Source organism: Psychrobacter proteolyticus (assembly GCF_038155145.1).
GTDB lineage: Bacteria > Pseudomonadota > Gammaproteobacteria > Pseudomonadales > Moraxellaceae > Psychrobacter > Psychrobacter proteolyticus_B.
In genome coordinates this window covers 59,095-78,900 of sequence record NZ_JBAKAY010000007.1, presented here as the reverse complement: position 1 = coordinate 78,900, position 19,806 = coordinate 59,095, and the positions used below count along the sequence as shown (strand labels likewise).

General features: G+C 44.3%; 17 protein-coding genes. 7 read left to right on the top strand and 10 right to left on the bottom strand.

Features of this window, described 5'->3' with window-relative positions; translation table 11 throughout:
* The first annotated feature begins 70 nt into the window (after positions 1 to 70).
* The 3 genes from rimM to rplS all read left to right on the top strand — a co-directional run bounded on the left by rimM (position 71) and on the right by rplS (position 2,074).
* Positions 71 to 604, top strand: a complete 534-nt coding sequence (gene rimM / locus V6252_RS10220) for a ribosome maturation factor RimM (RefSeq protein ID WP_101205950.1) — start codon at positions 71 to 73, stop codon at positions 602 to 604.
* Positions 605 to 681: 77 nt separating this feature from the next.
* Positions 682 to 1,446: a tRNA (guanosine(37)-N1)-methyltransferase TrmD gene (gene trmD / locus V6252_RS10215; RefSeq protein ID WP_102092093.1), complete on the top strand. Its 765-nt coding sequence runs from the start codon at positions 682 to 684 to the stop codon at positions 1,444 to 1,446.
* 205 nt (positions 1,447 to 1,651) lie between these two features.
* Complete coding sequence (gene rplS / locus V6252_RS10210) at positions 1,652 to 2,074, top strand: 50S ribosomal protein L19 (RefSeq protein ID WP_057761981.1); 423 nt, start codon at positions 1,652 to 1,654, stop codon at positions 2,072 to 2,074.
* Between the two features lie 239 nt (positions 2,075 to 2,313).
* On the opposite strand, the gene V6252_RS10205 is transcribed toward rplS, so the two are convergent.
* On the bottom strand, positions 2,314 to 2,874 hold the full coding sequence (locus V6252_RS10205; RefSeq protein WP_201572241.1) for a DUF4442 domain-containing protein: 561 nt from the start codon (positions 2,872 to 2,874) through the stop codon (positions 2,314 to 2,316).
* A 512-nt stretch (positions 2,875 to 3,386) separates the two neighbouring features.
* Here V6252_RS10205 and V6252_RS10200 point away from each other — a divergent pair.
* Both V6252_RS10200 and uvrC read left to right on the top strand, forming a co-directional pair.
* Positions 3,387 to 4,910: a DUF3360 family protein gene (locus V6252_RS10200; protein WP_290176746.1), complete on the top strand. Its 1,524-nt coding sequence runs from the start codon at positions 3,387 to 3,389 to the stop codon at positions 4,908 to 4,910.
* 154 nt (positions 4,911 to 5,064) lie between these two features.
* Positions 5,065 to 6,909, top strand: a complete 1,845-nt coding sequence (uvrC, locus tag V6252_RS10195) for an excinuclease ABC subunit UvrC (protein WP_341610324.1) — start codon at positions 5,065 to 5,067, stop codon at positions 6,907 to 6,909.
* Between the two features lie 134 nt (positions 6,910 to 7,043).
* Here uvrC and V6252_RS10190 read toward each other — a convergent pair whose 3' ends face one another.
* From V6252_RS10190 to urtA, 8 genes are all read right to left on the bottom strand, one after another.
* A complete protein-coding gene (locus V6252_RS10190) occupies positions 7,044 to 7,616 on the bottom strand; it encodes a dihydrofolate reductase (protein ID WP_341610323.1) in 573 nt (190 codons plus the stop codon).
* A 64-nt stretch (positions 7,617 to 7,680) separates the two neighbouring features.
* A complete protein-coding gene (locus V6252_RS10185) occupies positions 7,681 to 8,550 on the bottom strand; it encodes a thymidylate synthase (protein WP_341610322.1) in 870 nt (289 codons plus the stop codon).
* A gap of 148 nt (positions 8,551 to 8,698) precedes the next feature.
* Entirely contained in the window at positions 8,699 to 9,583 is an 885-nt protein-coding gene (lgt, locus tag V6252_RS10180) for a prolipoprotein diacylglyceryl transferase (protein WP_057761969.1), read from the bottom strand.
* Between the two features lie 321 nt (positions 9,584 to 9,904).
* Positions 9,905 to 10,603 carry an urea ABC transporter ATP-binding subunit UrtE gene (urtE, locus tag V6252_RS10175; protein WP_341610320.1) on the bottom strand — a complete coding sequence of 233 codons (699 nt, stop codon included), beginning with the start codon at positions 10,601 to 10,603 and terminating at the stop codon, positions 9,905 to 9,907.
* Positions 10,604 to 10,681: 78 nt separating this feature from the next.
* On the bottom strand, positions 10,682 to 11,491 hold the full coding sequence (gene urtD, locus V6252_RS10170) for an urea ABC transporter ATP-binding protein UrtD (protein WP_341610402.1): 810 nt from the start codon (positions 11,489 to 11,491) through the stop codon (positions 10,682 to 10,684).
* Between the two features lie 44 nt (positions 11,492 to 11,535).
* Entirely contained in the window at positions 11,536 to 12,606 is a 1,071-nt protein-coding gene (gene urtC / locus V6252_RS10165; protein ID WP_341610319.1) for an urea ABC transporter permease subunit UrtC, read from the bottom strand.
* Positions 12,607 to 12,616: 10 nt separating this feature from the next.
* Positions 12,617 to 14,305 carry an urea ABC transporter permease subunit UrtB gene (gene urtB, locus V6252_RS10160; protein ID WP_394125097.1) on the bottom strand — a complete coding sequence of 563 codons (1,689 nt, stop codon included), beginning with the start codon at positions 14,303 to 14,305 and terminating at the stop codon, positions 12,617 to 12,619.
* Positions 14,306 to 14,657: 352 nt separating this feature from the next.
* Entirely contained in the window at positions 14,658 to 16,010 is a 1,353-nt protein-coding gene (gene urtA, locus V6252_RS10155; protein WP_341610317.1) for an urea ABC transporter substrate-binding protein, read from the bottom strand.
* 412 nt (positions 16,011 to 16,422) lie between these two features.
* Between urtA and V6252_RS10150 the strand changes: the two genes are divergently transcribed.
* A complete protein-coding gene (locus V6252_RS10150; protein ID WP_341610316.1) occupies positions 16,423 to 18,075 on the top strand; it encodes a DUF4139 domain-containing protein in 1,653 nt (550 codons plus the stop codon).
* 109 nt (positions 18,076 to 18,184) lie between these two features.
* On the top strand, positions 18,185 to 19,006 hold the full coding sequence (locus V6252_RS10145; protein WP_341610315.1) for an NRDE family protein: 822 nt from the start codon (positions 18,185 to 18,187) through the stop codon (positions 19,004 to 19,006).
* Between the two features lie 91 nt (positions 19,007 to 19,097).
* On the opposite strand, the gene V6252_RS10140 is transcribed toward V6252_RS10145, so the two are convergent.
* The gene (locus tag V6252_RS10140) at positions 19,098 to 19,616 is read right to left on the bottom strand and encodes an RNA pyrophosphohydrolase (protein ID WP_057761956.1); all 519 of its coding nucleotides are present in this window, start codon (positions 19,614 to 19,616) and stop codon (positions 19,098 to 19,100) included.
* Positions 19,617 to 19,806: the final 190 nt, after the last annotated feature.

The window sequence follows — 19,806 nt, the reverse complement described above, 5'->3', positions numbered from 1 at the left end:
TTAACTGTTTATCGCTTTTGACGCAATTGTTTTTGCAATTGCTGTTTTAATCATTGTTAGGTTAGCTGCTATGTCATCTGTTCCAAACGCTAGTGCCCTTATGAAAATTGGTCAGCTTAAGAAGCCTTACGGCATTAAAGGCTGGCTTTGGGTATTCAGTGATACGGATGACCGTACAGCGATATTCGACATGAAGCCGTGGTGGATGAAAACTGCCACTGGCATGAAGCCTTTGACTGTGAAGGCTTGGCGTGAGCAAGGAACAGGAATTGTGGCTCAATTTGAGCAGATTCCTGATCGTAATGTTGCTGAGACTATGAACGGTGTTACCGTTTGGGTTGAACAAAACGTCCTACCTGAAACAGCTGAAGACGAATATTATTGGTCGGATTTGGTCAGTCTGCGCGTGATGAACGAGCAGGATGAGTATCTAGGTAATATCACTGAAATGTTTGAAACCGGTGCCCATGACATCATGCGTGTAACGGCAAATTCAGACAGTTTAGACAATGAAGAACGCCTGATTCCATGGCATAAGCAAACTGTAATAGAAGTCAATATGACTGAAAAAACAGTGCTTGTGGCATGGCCGAGTGATTACTGATAGCGTTTCTGGCTTTTTAGTCAGACGTTGTTATTACTTACACCGATTGTTTTAGCCTTAACGCAAGTAGACATCAGATGTATTTTGCCGTAATTAGTATTTTTCCTGAGATGTTTGCCACGATTCGTGAATTTGGAATCACGGGCCGAGCAGTGACTCAAGAGCAAGTTACGATTGAATGCATTAATCCACGTGATTATACCACCGATAACTATCGCCGTATTGATGAGCGCCCTTATGGGGGTGGTCCTGGGATGGTGATGATGGCTGAGCCATTATCGAAAGCCATTGAGGATGCACGATTGCGTGCCAGTCAACATGGTTGCCGTGTCGATAGTGAGCACTGTCCGGTGATTTATATGTCGCCGCAAGGACAGACGCTTAGTGAGAGTAGCGTAGTCAATATGACTGATTACGATGGCATGATTTTATTATGCGGTCGTTATGAAGGTATCGACGAGCGTTTACTGTCACAATATGTCGATATGGAAGTATCGTTAGGTGATTACGTGTTGACTGGTGGCGAGTTGCCAGCAATGGTGCTGATGGATAGTGTGATACGTCGTCTGCCCGATATCATGGGTGATGATAAGTCAGCAGAGCAAGACTCTTTTGTCGATGGCTTGCTTGACTGTCCACACTATACTAAGCCGCATGAGTTTGCGGGTATGGCGGTTCCTGAGGTATTACTTTCAGGTCACCATGCCAATATCGCTAAGTGGCGTTTTAGTCAGCAAGTCAGTCGTACGCAAACGCGTCGTCCAGACTTGTGGCAAGCGTTTACCCCAACGGTAGAGCAAGCAAAGTGGTTGAAAGCATTGGCCAAAGCAGATAAAAAGTAGATTTTTAAACTCTGACTTTATAGTTACTAAGTTTGATAAACAGTTAAGAAACAGAATTTTGAGCAATAATAAAACGAGTCATAGCATAGTGGCCGTTGGTTATAACCCATTTACGTTGTGTCTCACTATAAAGAGATGCGATTAATTATTACAAACAGGTGATATGCGTCAAGCCTCTATTATCTAATGTGAGGAGATAACTCTCATGAGCAACAAGCATCCATTGGTTCAGGTCATCGAAAACGCTCAATTGCTTGAGCGCCCAAGCTTTGCACCCGGCGATACCGTTGTGGTACAAGTAAAAGTACGTGAAGGTGAGCGTGAGCGTTTACAGGCTTTTGAAGGCGTTGTAATTGCTAAGCGTAACCGCGGTTTAAACTCAGCGTTTACCGTACGTAAAATCTCAAGCGGCGTTGGCGTTGAGCGTGCATTCCAATTGCATTCACCAATCATCGAGAGCATCGAAGTGAAACGTCGCGGTGCTGTTCGCCGTGCGAAACTATACTACTTACGTGAGCGCTCTGGTAAATCAGCACGTATCCGCGAAAAACTTGGTGCTCGTCCAGTTGCTAAGAAAAAAACTGACGCTGGCGTACCTGATGCAGTTGATACTGCACCTGGTATCTAAGCACAAGTTTGCCGTTTTGAGTTAGTCCTATAATGTTAGGATTGGCTCAAGACAAGGTAATAGTAGATACAAGCCCTTATTCATAGGTTTATTTATAAATAAGCGGGCCATACCAAAAAAGACGAAACCCCAATCTATGCGCAAGCTAGATTGGGGTTTTTGTATGTATAGCATTAATAATTTGAGTTTTATCAGCTCCGATATTATCAGCTTTAATAGTGCCAGTTATAAGCTAAAGCTTATTGAGCATCAAATGTATCAATGCGATTTACTTGCTCTTTGGACTTACTGTATTTGCGCAGTCTAATGTATAAAGTCTTAGTAACGGTTGCAATGAGCTTTTGCTGCTCATCAACGATGTCGACTTTATACTCACGGAATACTGCTTCGCCTTCTTTTGCCAACTCTTGAATGGTAATGATTTCAGAGCTAGGTATTTTCATGCGCGCAGTGACTTTGCTATTGCCAGGCGCAACAAAATCAATGTGCGAGCTTTTGTCCCACACTACGTAATTGCTACCCAATTGATGCATCAACATAAGCATATAAAAAGGGTCAACCATCGAATATAAGCTACCACCGAACTGAGTACCAACGATATTTTTGTTCAGAGTATTTAATCCCATGCTTACTACGCACAAACCTTGATCGAGACTGATATGATCGATTTTGATACCTGCGCCAATGTATGGTGCATAAGTATTAAGGCGCAGCTTTAATAAATGCGGTGTCAGCAATGGCATGATGCTTTGCTTGGCCCGACGTTTCAAAGTCTCAAGGTTGGTTGGTAATACACTCATAAACTTGTCCTATTGCCTTTTTTCAATTTTTTGATTGTATCAATAATGCGGTTTTAAACAGTGTCACTGAGAAATAAATCGATAAAAATTATTTATCATAATTAAAAAGTACTCAGCCTGCTAGCTTTAAAGCGTAACCAAAATGACATATTTATGCCCACTTACAGGTAACGATCGTTATTTATTATAACTATCTTTGCTATTCATCTATGTGATAAAAAATCATCTAGATGTAAATCATTATCAATAAAAAGGTCGTTTATTCTAATTCAAAGTCTATAAAAGAGAGATTTTTTCCTCATGGTTTTCTATTAAGGTTAATTTTGTCTTAAATAGAAACTTTAGTTTATATATTATAATGAGATACATAGTATCTTTAAATGGTTTTAGGTTCGCATTTCATTAAGTCTTGGCATACAATAGTTCGCAGTTTGTAATAGGCGCTTTGGTCTATAACATTAGAGCAGAGCGTGTGTAGTCAATCAAAGACGTAATCGACACAAGGAAATGTGATGAGTAACCCTCAGACCCCCTCTTCAGGGTCTAATACGCCGACCTCGAACATAAACCACGACAATCAAGTACAAGGCAGTTATGTAGATTTGCATAAGCCCAGCTCTAGCTTCGACAGTCGTGACGCTTACTTAAACCATGAATTACAAATCATGCAGCCGAAACGCTGGCGTCCTAATTTACCATTCCGTGATTACCGTTTTGAATACGAAGATACTATTCCAGCAATGGCCGCGACCATCGGTAAAGTTGTTATGGTGGGCGCCATTGCAGCAACCTTTGCAGGTCCACTCGGCTTAGGTGATGCGTTTGTCTTAGAAAACGTGCGCTATGAGCTATTGATCGTCTCCTTCTTTATTATCTTATTTTCGGGCTTTTTATTGCCGACAGCCAACCTTGCTGGTACTCACGGCCCACTTATTCCTCTGATTCCTATTGTGGTAGCAGCTGGTGGGCACCCGATGGCCTTTGGTTTGCTTATCGGTGCTTTTGGTCTGCTCCTTGCGATTAGTAAAGGGGGGAGTCTGCTTGCTAATTTGACCAGTAAAGGTGTTTGCGGTGGCCTCTTGATTTACTTGGGCTTTATCGGTACTACATCACAGGTCAAAAATCTCTTTGCTTGGGCAGAAGGGATTGGCATGTCACATATCGCTTTCTTTATTATTCTGGCGACTATCCTGCTGTATGCATTGCTTGAGCATTGGCAAAAACGCTGGCTCGCGGTTCCGCTAAGCTGTGTGTTAGGTGGTGGTCTTGCCTTTGCATTGGGCGCACCTTTTGAGTTCAAAACAGCACCAGGTCTACCAAACATGAATCCAATGTATTGGTGGGGCGAGAACACAGGTTGGATGTTAGGTCTGCCGACGATTGAAAGTTTCATTGTAGTACTGCCGTTTGCTATTTTGGCCGTGGCAATGTGGTCGCCAGATTTCTTGGGCCATCAGGTATTCCAAAAAATCAGCTATCCTAAACGTACTGAAAAAGTGCTTATGGATATCGATGACACGATGACCAGTGCTTCATTTCGTCAGGTAGTCGGCTCTGTATTGGGCGGCGCCAACTTTGCGTCATCGTGGGGAACGTATATTGTTCCTGCAGCGATTGCTAAACGTCCTATTCCTGCTGGCGCTTTATTGACGGCATTGTTTTGTATTATCGCAGGGGTTTGGGGCTATCCGATGGATTTGGCCATTTGGCAACCAGTGATGTGTGTGGCCTTGATCGTTGGGGTATTTATTCCATTACTAGAAGCTGGTATGGAGATGACGCGTGAAGGTAAAACCACGCAGTCTGCTGCTATCGTGGTATTCGCGTCGGCATTGGTTAATCCAGCCTTTGGTTGGTCGCTCACGTTATTGCTTGATAACTTGGGCTTGATTGGCTCTAAAGAACGTAGTGCTAATTTGACTAAAATGAGCCGTTGGATCATACCGGGTATTATGTTTGTGGTACTGACAGGCGTGATGGCTATCGTTGGTATGCTGCCGGGTATTCCAGCACTGATGGCAAACTTCCGTCATTAATAGTATGTGTTTGAATAAACGATAATAGAACAAACTAAGCCGGCGAAAGCTGGCTTTTTTATTGGTAGCACTGCGATAATAATTGGCTTGTAAAACAATGACTCCCGCCCCATAACTAGCAGTATTACTAAGGTTTTTAAGAGCAATAAATTCTATGGTTAATGTCTCAGAATCGAGTCCTGTCGATGATAAAAAAGCCCGTCTTAAGCATCTGATTAAACGCCTGCCTAACTTGCCAGGGGTGTATAAGATGCTGGGTAAGAACGGCGATATATTATACGTTGGTAAAGCTAAGTCGCTAAAAAGCAGGGTAAATAGCTATTTTGCCAAGACGATTGATCATCCAAAGACGCGGGCGCTAGTGGCGCGGATTCATAACATTGAGACTATTATCACGCGTAGTGAGACCGAAGCGCTATTACTCGAGCAGAATCTAATCAAAGAGCATCGTCCGCCCTATAATGTGCTGCTGCGTGATGATAAATCCTATCTTTATGTGTTTATCTCAGCCGATAAGCCTTATCCACGGTTGGCTTACGGTCGCGGCAAAGGCAATCACCAAAAAGGTCGATTCTTTGGCCCGTTTCCCTCTGCACATGCGGCAAAAGAAACATTGGTGTTAATGCAAAAGATGTTTCAAATGCGTCAATGTACCAATACCTTTTTTAAGCAGCGTCAGCGTCCTTGCCTTGAGTATCAGATTAAACGTTGCCGTGCGCCTTGTGTCGGTTTGGTATCGCCAGAAGAGTATGCAGAGGATGTGAATAATACCATCCGTTTTTTAAAAGGCGACTCTAGTGATATTCATAGTACGCTGATTGAAAAGATGGAAGCGTCAGCTGAAGCACTAGATTTTGAAAAGGCGGTATTTTATCGCGATCAGCTGTCCATGCTACGTGAAGTACAAGCAAGGCAAGCGGTCTATACCGTACAAGGTGAGGCAGATGTGATTGCGATTGCCAGTCAAGCTGGCATGACCTGTGTGAATGTGCTGACGGTACGTGGCGGCCGTGTACTAGGCGGAAAAAATTATTTCCCAGATGTGGACAGTAGTGAGTCGTTAGCAGATAATTTATCGGCTTTTATTACGTCATTTTATTTCCAAGTGACCGATGATTTGCCTGCCGAAATCATATTGAGCCATCAGATACCAGATCAGGTGGCATTGAGTGAAGCATTGGCAACGCATTTTGGCAATAAAGTAGTCATCAAGACCAATGTACGTGAGCACCGATCAGAGTGGCTGGACTTAGCCACATTGAATACCAGTAATGCACTAAAAACCAAGCTTGGCGATTATCTAGAGCTGCACGCACGATTTGGTGCGCTAAAAGACGTATTGGCGACTGTCACAGATCGGACGATTGATCGCATTGAATGTTTTGATATCTCCCATACGATGGGTGAGGCGACCATTGGTAGCTGCGTGGTATTTGACCAAGGTGGCTCGCGCCGTCGCGATTACCGTCAGTATGCTATCCATGATATCCAAGGTGGCGATGATTATGCGGCGATGAAACAAGTACTGACTCGACGTTATAAGAAGCAGCCGTTACCGGATTTGCTATTGGTTGATGGTGGTAAAGGTCAGCTTGGTATTGCCAAAGAAGTATTAACTGAGTTGGGTATTCTTGGTGACACCTTGCTCATTAGTGTGGCAAAAGGGGAAGGGCGCAAGGCTGGGCTTGAGGTATTGCACTTTATCGATCATGAGCCGTTAGATCTGCCAATGGATAGCAAAGCATTGCACTTACTGATGCATATTCGTGATGAGGCGCATCGTTTTGCGATTACCGCTCACCGTAAAAAACGCGATAAGCGTCGCTCATCATCAGTGCTAGAGGTAATACCGGGACTGGGTGAAAAACGTCGTCGTGACTTGCTCAATCACTTTGGTGGTATGCAGCAGCTATTAGGCGCTTCACAGCAGGAGTTGGCAGGCGTACAAGGTATCGGACCAGTACTCGCAAAAACGGTTTATAAAGTATTGCATGAGTAATGGATTAGATATTATCAAGCAGCAGTTTTTATCTTTTTCATTGTCTATAAATACGACTGTATGAAGATTAAAAAAAGGGGCAATTTCAGATAAGTAAAATTATCCAAGACTGCCCCTTTTTTAATAGGCTTTTACTACTTATCAGTTTCTACTTTATAAGTGGTAAATCTAAAGCTTAAATCGCTTTTCTCATCGTGCATTTGCTCAGATTCGTCTGCTACTTTAAAGCGTTCTGGCAGCTCAGGGTAAAATGCGTCGCCGTCAGCAATATCAGTATTTACATGAGTCAGCTCAATACGGTCGGTGTACATCAGAGCGTCGCTAAATACTCGCTCGCCGCCAATCACCCAAATCGTATCGAGATGCGCGCCATGAGCAAGGCTAGCTGCTTGTGTCAGAGCATCGTCTAGATTGTGTACCACATAAGCATTGCTGCTATCTGCGAGACCATTTGTCTCAGCATAGTCCATCTGTGTCGTGACAATGAAGCTCACACGCTTTGGTAATGGTTTGCTACCCATTGACTCAAATGTCTTACGACCCATGATCACAATACCTTGAATCTTACTATCGTTTTCTTTGGTCGTCATGCTTTTGAAATGTTGCAAATCTGCTGAGATATGCCACGGTAGCTCATTGTTTTTGCCGATACATCGATTGCTACTAATAGCAGCGATTTGGGCAACTTCGGTATGGGCATAGCTCATAATATATCCTTTTTATTGTATTCTTAAATTTTGCTTTTATTTAGCGTAGTTAACCAGACTAACTTTATACAGCAACTTTGGCTTTGATAGCAGGGTGCGACTCATAGTCATTGACATTAATGTCTTCGTATTCAAACGCGAATATGTCCTTTACTTCAGGGTTCAAAGACAATATCGGCAATTTATATAGCGAGCGTGTCAACTGTAGCTCGGCCTGCTCACGGTGGTTTTGATAAATATGACAATCACCACCTGTCCAAACAAACTCTCCAACTTCTAGACCACACACCTGCGCGATCATATGAGTCAATAGTGCATAGCTCGCAATATTAAAAGGCACGCCTAGGAATAAGTCAGCAGAACGTTGATACAGCTGGCATGACAGCTTATTGTCTGCGACAAAGAACTGAAATAACGTATGACATGGTGGTAGGGCTACTTGCTCTGCTTCACCTGGATTCCAGCCAGAAACAATCAAACGGCGTGAATTCGGATTAGTCTTTATCTGTTCAACGACTTGTGCGATTTGATCGACGCCATCAGCGTTGTAACTGGCATCTTCATTTTTGGTCGCGCCATAGTTACGCCATTGATGACCATAGATAGGACCCAAATCACCAGCAGGTCTGTTAAAGCGCGCGGTCTGTTCTGCTGTTGCCCACTCATTCCAGATACGAACGTTATTCTGTTGTAGATAGTCAACATGAGTGCTGCCACTTAAAAACCACAATAGCTCATAAGCGATAGATTTAAAGTGAACCTTTTTGGTTGTTAGCAGTGGAAAGCCTTCTGCTAAGTCAAAGCGTAGCTGCGCGCCAAAATGGCTAAGCGTACCCGTACCAGTACGATCGCCTTTTTCGGTGCCATTGTCGAGAACGTGGCGTAGCAAATCTAAATAGCCTTGCTCGTTATTACTTTGGGTACCATTGATCATAAAATGCTCTTTAGTTACTGCTGACAGTACATACAGGCTAAATGGGTAGTCGATATATACACTGTCATTATTGAAAGTATTGCTAGGATAAGCGTTTTGACAGCTTACCCTATTTTAAGTCCTCAACCTTTATCACAAAAAGGTAGGCTTAGTAAGCAGCTTGCTTACCCCAGTCGTAGATGCCGCGTTTGTAAGCGTAACCGATCAAGAACAGACCGATAATTATCATTGGGGCACTCAGTATCTGACCTTTGGTCATCCAACCCAGCAAGATGAATCCTTGGTCGATGTCTGGCTGGCGGAAAAACTCAATGATAAAGCGGCTAAAGCCATAACCAAGCATAAAGACACCAGTCACTGCCATACGAGGACGGGGCTTCGATGAGTACCACCACAAGAATAGAAACAACAGTAGACCTTCTGCAAGGGCTTCATACAATTGCGATGGATGACGGGGCAACAGGTACTGACCATTGACCTCAGTCATCAGATCTTGTAGCGCAGGGTTGGCTTGTAGCTGCTGCATATCAACACTAGCGGCCTGCGGGAAGTAGGTCAACCAGTTATAGCCACCGTCAGAGACGCGGCCCCATAGTTCGGCATTGATGTAGTTACCAATACGTCCGAATAATAGGCCAGTTGGCACACAGGGAACGACAAAATCGAGCACTTGGAAAGGTGTCTTTTTATATTTGCGGGCAAAATACAGCATACCCAACATGACACCAATCAGGCCGCCATGGAATGACATACCGCCTTCCCAGACTTTGAAGAGGTAGGCAGGGTTTTGAAGCAGCTCGCCGAACTGATAAAACAATACATAGCCGACACGGCCACCTAATATCACACCAAGTGCGCCAAAGAACACTAGGTCAGAGACCATATCTGTCGTCCAGCCTTCACGCTTGGTACTGCGATACCATGCCAGTCCGTAGGCGGCGGCAAATGCCAACAAATACATCAGCCCATACCAATGGACTTCGACAGGTCCAACTGCTAATGCTACAGGATCGTACTGAGGATGAATCATCATAAGGGCATCATAATATTGATAATAAAATGCTGACTATAATAGCAAATTTCGTTCGCTGGGCATACATAATTGCTCTGGTGCCAATCAGAGTATATGAGTAATTTGAGTTTTTGAGATGGTACAGAATGTATAGGCTAAGCGTCAAAAAAGATAAGAAGTGAGGTGAAAAAAGTGACTTTAATTAAGGAGTGTTTTCGTGATGATATGTAATCTTGGTAGCTAGCAGCTTGAGATAAAACCGTGTTTTCTGTTGTTTTAAGAGGTCACTACCAAGTGTTCGTAAATAAACGCAGTTAAGCAAATATAGCTAAGTAAATGCAGTTAGATGGCGACCAGATCTTGTACGTTATTTTCGACCATTGTATCGCCTGCGCCTTGCGAGACTACTTTACCACGTGATAGTACCGTGTAATTGTCAGCTAGCTCTTCGGCGAATTCATAGAACTGCTCAACCAGTACAATGGCCATATCACCTTTATCTGCTAGGTCTCGTAGAACTCGGCCAATATCTTTGATGATAGAAGGTTGGATACCCTCAGTTGGCTCATCTAAAATGAGCACAGTCGGCTCGGAGACTAGGGCACGGGCGATAGCAAGCTGCTGCTGCTGACCACCAGACAGATCACCACCGCGCCGATGCTTCATCTCATCGAGTACTGGAAAAATATCGTATAGATGTTTGGGAACGTGTTTGGCCTTACTGCGTGAAAACTTTGCCATACCAATTAATATGTTCTCTTCTACAGTCAGTGTCGAAAAAATATCGCGTCCTTGTGGTACATAAGCTAAACCTGCTCGTACCCGTTGCTCTGGAGACATCTTGCTGATGTCTTTATCATTAAGCAAAATTTCTCCTGATTTAATCGGTAGTATCCCCATCAGGCACTTAAGTAGCGTAGTTTTGCCCACGCCATTACGTCCAAGTACCACGCTGCACGCGCCTACAGGCGCTGTGAACGAGACATCTCGTAAAATATGACTCCCGCCGTAATATTGATTGATATCGTTAACTTGTAACATAGCTGTCTCCTAAACTCTAAAACTTTTCTAATATTTCAAAGGGAATATTCGTTTGGCTCGTCTAGATGATTCGTTCGTCTATCGACCTAAGTAGGACTCAATCACTGCTTCATTGGCTTGCACTTCAGCTAACGTACCTTCGGCCAAAATCGCCCCTTGTGCCAATACTGTGACTTTTTCACTGATGGCATTGATAAAGGTCATGTCATGTTCGACTACTACTAATGTATGGTTCTTTTTAAGCCGTAGACACAGCTCAGCGGTATGTTCTGTTTCGGCATCGGTCATACCTGCTACGGGCTCATCAAGCAAAATAAGCTTGGGGCTTTGCATCAGTAGCATGCCAATCTCTAACCATTGTTTTTGCCCATGTGAGAGCAAACCAGCTGGCTTGTTGATTTTGTCGATCAGGCGAATTTGTTGTAGGGTCGAGTCGAGGGTATCGCGAGTATCGGCATTGAGTTTATTAAACAAGCTTTTGACCACACGTTTGTCTTTTGGCGCGGCAAGTAACAGATTATCCATCACCGTAAAATTTTCAAAGACAGTAGGTTTTTGAAACTTACGGCCGATACCCGCTTCGGCAATTTCTTCGGTAGATAAGCTGGCAAGATTATGAGTCTGACCAAAAAACACGCTGCCTTCCGTAGGGCGGGTTTTACCTGTAATGACATCCATTAGCGTGGTTTTACCCGCGCCGTTGGGGCCGATAATACAGCGTAGCTCGCCTTCTTCGATATAGAGCGACAGGTTGTTGAGTGCGCGAAACGAATCAAACCAAACGCTCACATCTTCTAAATACAGAGCAATACCATGGCTAAAATCGACGCCTGATTTTTTGGGGTGACTGAGACCGTCACGTCCATCAGTATGATCATATTCAGACAGCGCTTTGGTCGATTGTTCGGTCGATGGTGATTTATCATTTAGCATTATTGTTTCTCCTTTTTGAATCGATCGAACAAGCCCATAATGCCATTGGGTAAAAACAACGTCACGACGACGAATAGCCCGCCTAATATCAATAGCCAAAACTCAGGGTAGGCGACCGTAAAGTAGGTTTTCACAGCATTCACCACACCAGTACCTAAGATAGCGCCAATTAAGCTTCCTCTACCACCAGTCGCTACCCAGACGGCTATCTCAATTGAGTTCACTGGGTTCATTTCACTCGGATTGATAATGCCTACTTGCGGTACGTATAGCGCACCTGCGATACCAGCGATGACTGCGGACAGCACCCAAGCGGATAGCTTGTACCATAATGTACGGTAGCCTAGATACTGCAAGCGGTTCTCGCTATCACGAATCGCACCAAGTACTCGCCCATAAGGTTGGTTCATTAAATGACGCAAACCCATATAAGAGACTAACAATGCTAAGGCCGTGACAAAACACAGCATTGAGCGGGTAGAGGCAGCGGTAATGTCATAGCCGAGTAAGGTGGTAAAACCAGTAAAACCGTTGTTACCGCCGAAGCCTGTCTCATTACGGAAGAACAGCAAGGCTGCTGCATAGACCATGGCTTGGGTGATGATAGAAAAATAAACGCCTTTGATTTTGGAGCGGAAAGCAAAGAAACCAAATATAAACGCAACCAAGCCAGGCACTAATACGACCAGTGCGACAGCCCACCAAAAGTGCTGCGTGCCCGCCCAGTACCATGGCATCTCGGTCCAGCTCAAGAAACGCATAAAATCGGGAAGTGCGTCACCTGCTGTCTCACGTGTTAAGTACATGCCAAACGCATAACCACCCAAAGCAAAGTACAAGCCATGTCCCAAGCTCAAAATACCGGCATAGCCCCAGACGAGATCTAGTGCCAAAGCGACCATGGCTAAAGCCATGATTTTGCCAATCAGGGTAATCCAGTAGGCTGAAAGGTGAAAAGCTGAAGTCTCCGGCATAAGATGTAGCCAAGGCAGTATGAGTAGTATGGCAAAACATAAGCCAATCAAAACAGCACTACGCGGCGTATCAGACAGTAATTTGGTCAGTATCATAGAAGTCTCCTTATTCGACAAAGCGGCCTTTGAGTGCAAATAAACCTTGTGGCCGTTTCTGAATAAACAGAATCACAAGAACCAACAACACAATCTTAGCCAATACTGCACCGATACCAATCTCAAGTACCGTACCGCTCACACCTAGTCCCAAGGCGGCCAATACTGCGCCCCATACTTGTCCGACCCCGCCAACAACGACGACCAAAAAGGTATCAATGATGTAGGTTTGACCCAGATCAGGACCGACGTTGCCGACTTGGGCAAGGGCGCAGCCAGCCATACCAGCCAGTCCAGAGCCCAACCCAAATGCCATCATATCAATACGTGCAGAGGGGATACCGACAGCACGTGCCATTTGACGGTTTTGGGTGACAGCTCGTATAAACAATCCAAAGCGGGTTTTGTTGAGTAAGTACACCAAGAGTGCCACGACGATGACGGTAAAACCAATAATGGCAATACGGTTGTAAGGCAGTACGAGGCTTGATGACACCTGATAGGCACCGCTGAGCCATGCCACGTTACTGACTTCAACGTTCTGCGCACCAAAAATCATCCGTACCAATTGCATCAGAATCAGACTGACGCCAAAGGTCGCCAATAAGGTTTCTAGCTCACGACCATATAGTGGGCGAATGACAATGCGCTCAATAATCATACCGATGATGGCACTAACTAAAAAAGCAGCCGGAATAGCAGCAAGCAAATACCAACCTGCCATATTCGGTATATAAGCTTGAAAGAAATTTTGAACCATATAAGTGGTATACGCGCCAATCATGATTAGCTCACCATGCGCCATATTGATGACGCCGAGCAAACCAAAAGTAATGGCGAGACCAAGTGCCGCTAGCAGTAAAATGCTGGCGGTACTCATACCAGTAAAGATATGTCCCGTCCATGTGCTGATCTCGATACGGCGTGACACGCTAGATTCAGCATCGATAAGTGCAGCTTTGAGCGAGGCATCTAAGTTATCCGCAGCGAGGGCAGATTCAATATCGACCAAAACTTGTGGGTTATCACTATCTGCAAGTAGATTGACCGCTGCAATCTGAGTGGGCAGGTCGCCGTTTTTGAAATCAATACGCGCCTGTAGAGCAATTAGTGCCTTTTTGACTTTAGCGCTGTCCTCATTTGCTGCAGCAGAGGTGATAATAGATGGATCTACTTGGTCAATATTATCGGCCAAAATCTCTACAGCTTGTAGGCGCTGTGCGGGCTTGTCAGATGCTAGTTTCACCTTAGCTTGACCAAAGATGAGCGCTGAACGTAGGGCATTGGTCAGGGTGATTTGTGATAAATCACTTGGCCAATCATCAGTCTCTTTTTTATCAGGATAAGTAAACAGCTGGTCATCTTTATTCAGTAGATACGTTTGCCCACCGTTGCCTTGATATAGCTCATCATTGGCAATAAATTCAACCAAACTATCTAAACTCTCAACGGATCCTGGCCAATCACTTAGCATGGCTTGGCGTTTACTAAAATCACCTGCCACAAATTGTTGAATGGCATCATCTGAGTTTGTAGTTGCTGTTGAAATACTTGAGGTGCTAGCTTGAGTGGAAGTGGCTACGTTGACAGGTGTGACCAAGGATTGCTCACTATGAGCGATATCCGTATCGTGGTCATGTACCTGACCATTATGATCCGCATACGCCGTGGTGGTGAATGTTGTTATGCATAATGCCATCAATGCAAGTAATCGCAGAGGCGCATAAATTGAAAAACGAGCCGCATACGGCATGACTTCACTGGCTGATGCTTGTGGGTTATTACCATTTTTGGACGATGTTGGCCCTACAAACGGGCGTAAAGTATGGTGCTGCATGTGCGGCTCCCTGTTTTTCACAGACAACAAACCCTTAGCCACTACTACTTAAAGGATTAAGCGATAGAAGAGTTGATAAGGTTTGGTGTTATTTAAAAGTTAAGAATAAGTGTGAAAAGTAGGCGTTAGGACGGTTATTGGTATCGTTTATCCATCCGCCTACTATTCAGTTGCTATATACGTGCTTTTCAGTACTGATTTATTTAGGGATAGCCTATTTAGGAATGTACTCGCTCCATGGCTGGGCTTGGATAACTTCTGGCGTTTTGAAAATTGTATCAAACTGTCCGTCGGCACGAATTTGACCAATCATGACAGGCTTCCATAGGTGATGGTTTTCTTCATCCATTTTTAGCGTGTAGCCAGAAGGTGCATCGAACGTTTGTCCCGCCATGCTAATACGTACTTTATCAACATCAGTCGTACCTGCTTTTTCGACAGCTTGCTTCCACATGTTGATACCGACATAGGTGGCTTCCATAGGATCATTGGTCACGACTTTTTCAGCATTTGGTAGTTTTTGGTCCAATGCATACTGCTTATAGCGTTTGGTGAAGGCACTGTTGGTTGGGTTTTTGATCGACATAAAGTAGTTCCACGCCGCTAAATGCCCTTGTAGCAGACTGGTATCGATACCGCGTAGCTCTTCTTCACCGACTGAGAATGCCATGACCGGAATATCTGACGCTTTGATACCTTGGTTGGCAAGCTCACGATAGAACGGAACGTTTGAGTCGCCATTGATGGTCGAGATAACCGCGGTCTTTTTGCCCGTTGAGAACTTTTTAACGTTAGATACGATGGTTTGATAATTGCTGAAACCAAATGGCGTGTACTCTTCCATGATGTCTGCATCAGCCACGCCTTTTGATTTCAAAAATGCCTTTAAAATCTGGTTGGTGGTGCGTGGATAAACGTAATCAGTACCTAACAACACAAAGCGCTCTGCACCGCCGCCTTCTTCACTCATCAAGTACTCTACTGCCGGAATAGCTTGCTGATTTGGTGCCGCACCAGTATAAAAGATGTTTTCTGACTGCTCTTGTCCTTCGTACTGTACTGGATAGAACATCAACCCGTTCAACTCTTCAACTACAGGCAACACGGATTTGCGTGATACTGATGTCCAACCACCAAAGATAACATCTACTTTATCTTGAGTGAGTAGCTGACGTGCTTTTTCAGCGAATAATGGCCAATCAGAAGCAGGGTCGACGACGACCGGTTCTAGCTGCTTACCGAGCACGCCACCATTGGCATTGATTTCATCAATCGTCATCAACGCAGTATCTTTTAGAGAGGTTTCAGAGATGGCCATGGTGCCAGATAGCGAATGTAATATGCCGACTTTGATAGTGTCGCCATCAGCAGCAGGCTCGGTGGTCGTTTCTGTGCTGGTTTCAGCGGTTGTCTCTGTTGATGCCGTAGTTTCAGCAGGTTTTTGACAACCAATAAGACTTAAGCTGCCAACGACGGCTACCGCTAGTAACGATAAACGTGATTTAATTTTTCCGTGTGATTGAGGGTCTACTACTTGAGTGTTGGCTAAAATTGGTAACGAAAACATGGACATCTCCTAATAAATACAAAAGGTAAAATAATGTTCCTGAACACCTATTAAGAGTTCAAGTTCCGTGCCAAGTTAAAAAAGCCAATAATCGAGTAATAATTGAGCAATAATTAAGTTCTGATTAATATATTCATTAATTTAGTGCAGGATGGTTAATAAATTGCACCATAAAGGGGAGAGGAACAAAAAAATGGTGCAATATTAAAAACCAAATTGTTAAGACTGAACAGATGCCATATGAAGAGATTTATCGCTAAAGGTGCTATTTACTAAAAATGCTGTTTGCCAAAAGCATTTATTGCCAAAGACCTGTAAAACGGCTACGGTAATATCTCTAAGATAGTTACTATTTTGCGCGTTGAGCCAATGCGTGGCTGCCGTGAGGGGTTTTACTGCTAAGGAATGATATATGAACGCACAATTAATAGAGTCATCTGTCTCAACAGGCCATGGCAGCGTATTACTGCCGCTTAATCAAATAACTAAATTTGCTATTCTTCCATTTGTACTTAGTAGTAGTGCCGTCTTGGGATTGTCTTCGGCGCAAGCAGCAACCAGTAGCGTAGAGCAAGTGACTATTTATCAAGGGCTGGCGAGCGTGACGCGCGCATTGCCAGTCACAGGTAGCGGTGAGCAAACGGTGGTGTTTTCGTGCTTATCACCTTATATGGATAAAGAAAGTCTAAGTGTACAAGCGACAGGTAGTGTCAACGTTGGGGAAGTTAGTATTGAAGAGTTGACAGGTGAGCAGGCAGCCCAGTGCCAATATCAAGGTGACGCCAAAGTACAGACCCAACAAAATACCCTAGCCAATATCAATGCTGAGTTAGAAGCGGCACGGTTAGCAAAGGCTTACTTGCAGAATTTGACCAAAGCCACGCAAGTCAATACAGATAGCACGATTGCCAATAATGCCCGCGATATAGAAACTCAAGCGACCAGTATTAACCAAAGAATTTTAGAGATTCAACAGCGACAAGCGCGTGCCCAAGACGTACTTAATCAACTGATGGCAGGCAGCGCGACATCGACCTTTAACAAGGTGACACAGGTGAGTGTACGTACGGCAAGCCGCTCGCCAACTAGTATTAAGTTGCATTATCAAGTGCAAGGTGCAGGTTGGGAGCCTGCGTATCAAGCTCGTCTAAACACAAATAGTGACCAATTAAGTATCACAGCCTCTGCGATTATTGCTCAGCAAACTGGCGAGAACTGGACAAACGTACCACTAACACTTAGTACCGTTAATCCCAATCAAAGTACGACGGGGCAACTGCCGTATGTGCAGCGTCTGTCATTGTATGAAGAGAGCGAAGATGCTCGAGTAAGACGTGAGCTACCTATGATGGATGCGTCCCCTGTTATGATGGAAGAGCCTGCTTATAACAAAGGAGCAGGGGCAGCTATGGCACCGCTACCTAATTTTGCGGTCAGTAGCCAAAACAAGAATGGCATCATCGAGTATCGTTTACCGCAGTTGGTCAGTATTCCGAGTGACGGGAGACGCGTACGAACAGTGATTGGGGAGCAGACAGGTAATAGTAAGCTCTGGATTCGCAGTACGCCAAGTGTTGAGACTGCCGCCTACTGGTATGCGTCAGCGCCGTTTTTGACACCGGACTGGGTCGATGGTTCGCTACAGTTGTACCGTGATGACAACTATGTAGGTCAGTCACGTTATAATTATCAAGTGCTAAAAGAGCAGGGGATTGGATTTGGTCGTGACTCAAATATGCTCGTAAAAGAGCTGACCAATGAAGATAAGCAAGGTGAGAAAGGTGTGCTAAACCGTACGCAAACACTGACGACCACCAAAGCCTATCAATTTACCAATCAGCACAATCGTAGCGTACGCTTGCAAGTACTGGGCAGTGAGCCTATCAGTCGTGACGATAGTTTAAAAGTTGCGGTGACTCATACGCCGCCTGTAACTGAGCAAGATTGGAATGACAATCAAGGCATGGTAGCGTGGGAATTTGACTTACCAAGTAAGCAATCACAAGTAATACGTTCAACCTCTCAAATCAGTTATCCTGCAAATAAATTGCTAACTGGCAATTAATAAGTACTGCCTGTAAGTGCTACCTTATTAATAGGTAAAGTCTGAAATAATATCTTTGCCTTTATTAAGAGTTACCCACATAACAGAAAATTATTATAAAAGGAAAGCTATGTGTATTGTCGCTATTGCTTGGCAATTATTTGATGAGTTACCGCTAGTACTACTGTCTAACCGTGATGAGTTTTTGCAGCGCCCAACTGAGCAGCTCCACCAGTGGTCTGACCAACCTATTTATGCTGGACGTGATAAGCAAAGCGGTGGCACGTGGTTAGGCATTCATCAGCAAGCGTCACCAGCGCAGAGTTCAGAGTATTATGAACAAAATGGTCGTTGGGCTGCGGTGTTGAACTTTCGTGATGGGGTGCAAGCAAGCAGTGATGAGCACTCACGTGGTGCACTGGTCACTGAGTTCTTAACAGGGGCTTTAAGTCCAATGGATTTTGCACGGCAGATTGATTTGCAGGATTATGCGGGTTTTAATCTGATCATTGGTGACGCTGTGCAAGCTGTGATCGTCAATAATCGTGGTCATGCACCCACGCCATTATATTCAGGTCTGCATGTTATTTCTAACGGACAACCAGAGGACAGTTGGTTTAAGACAGAGCGGTTGCGCGGGCGACTACGTCAAGAAGTGCTGCCATTGATTGCGGAGGATAGCTCGCCTGCGTACTGGCAAGCGGCGGCTTTTAATGTCTTGTCAGATAGTACCAAAGCACCAGAAGATAAACTGCCTATTACTGGCGTAGCATTTGAAGTGGAGCAGATGTTATCGTCTGTTTATATTGAACCTGTCGCTTTTGGCGATACCAAAACCAGCAAACCTACGTATGGTACTCGCACTCAAAGCATCTTAACGTTGCGCAAAGAGGACGATGCGGATTGTATTGCTAATATTATTAGCCGAGAGTTTGATAATCATTCAAAGTGAGCGTTAATAGATAATAAAAAAACACCCACGGTAATTGCTAACATTCTAGCTACTATCGTGGGTGTTTTGCATTGTACTATTAAGTGATTCACTACATAAGCAAATGATTATTTTGCTCAGGAATGATCAGCTCTTGCTTTAGCGGGAGTTCGCGTACCAATTCTTGCAAGGCACGACGATAAACGCCTCGTTTAAAGTGAATCACTTGTCCGAGTGGATACCAATAGCTGACCCATTGCCAATGGTCAAATTCAGGTTTCCCTTCATCAAAGCGGATATGTTGAGTATTTGGCTCATCTAAGCGTAGCAAAAACCATTTTTGTTTTTGCCCAATACATAAGGGATGCTGACCATGACGTACATAACGTTTTGGCAAACGATAGCGCAACCAGTCTTGCGTGACTGCCAATAAGTCTACGTGACGCGGATGTAAGCCGACCTCTTCCCAGAGCTCGCGATACATTGCATCCATCGGCGTCTCCCCGCGGTCGATACCACCCTGCGGAAATTGCCAAGCGTTGTGACCAATACGTTTTGCCCACAGAACCTGCCCTTGTGTATTTGCCAAGATGATGCCGACGTTGGCGCGAAAGCCGTCTGCATCTATCATGACTAAACCTTTTAATTTGTTTAAAAATAGCTTGTTTTGACTTGAAACCGTGACAGCAATCGTAATTATTATAAGGTGATTGTTATCGATATTCGCTCAAAACAAGATTCATTACCGTTATTAAACCAAGAAACAAGCAAAATGTGTAACAGTATTTTGCTATAAAATGTTTCACGAGTTTTACCTTTTA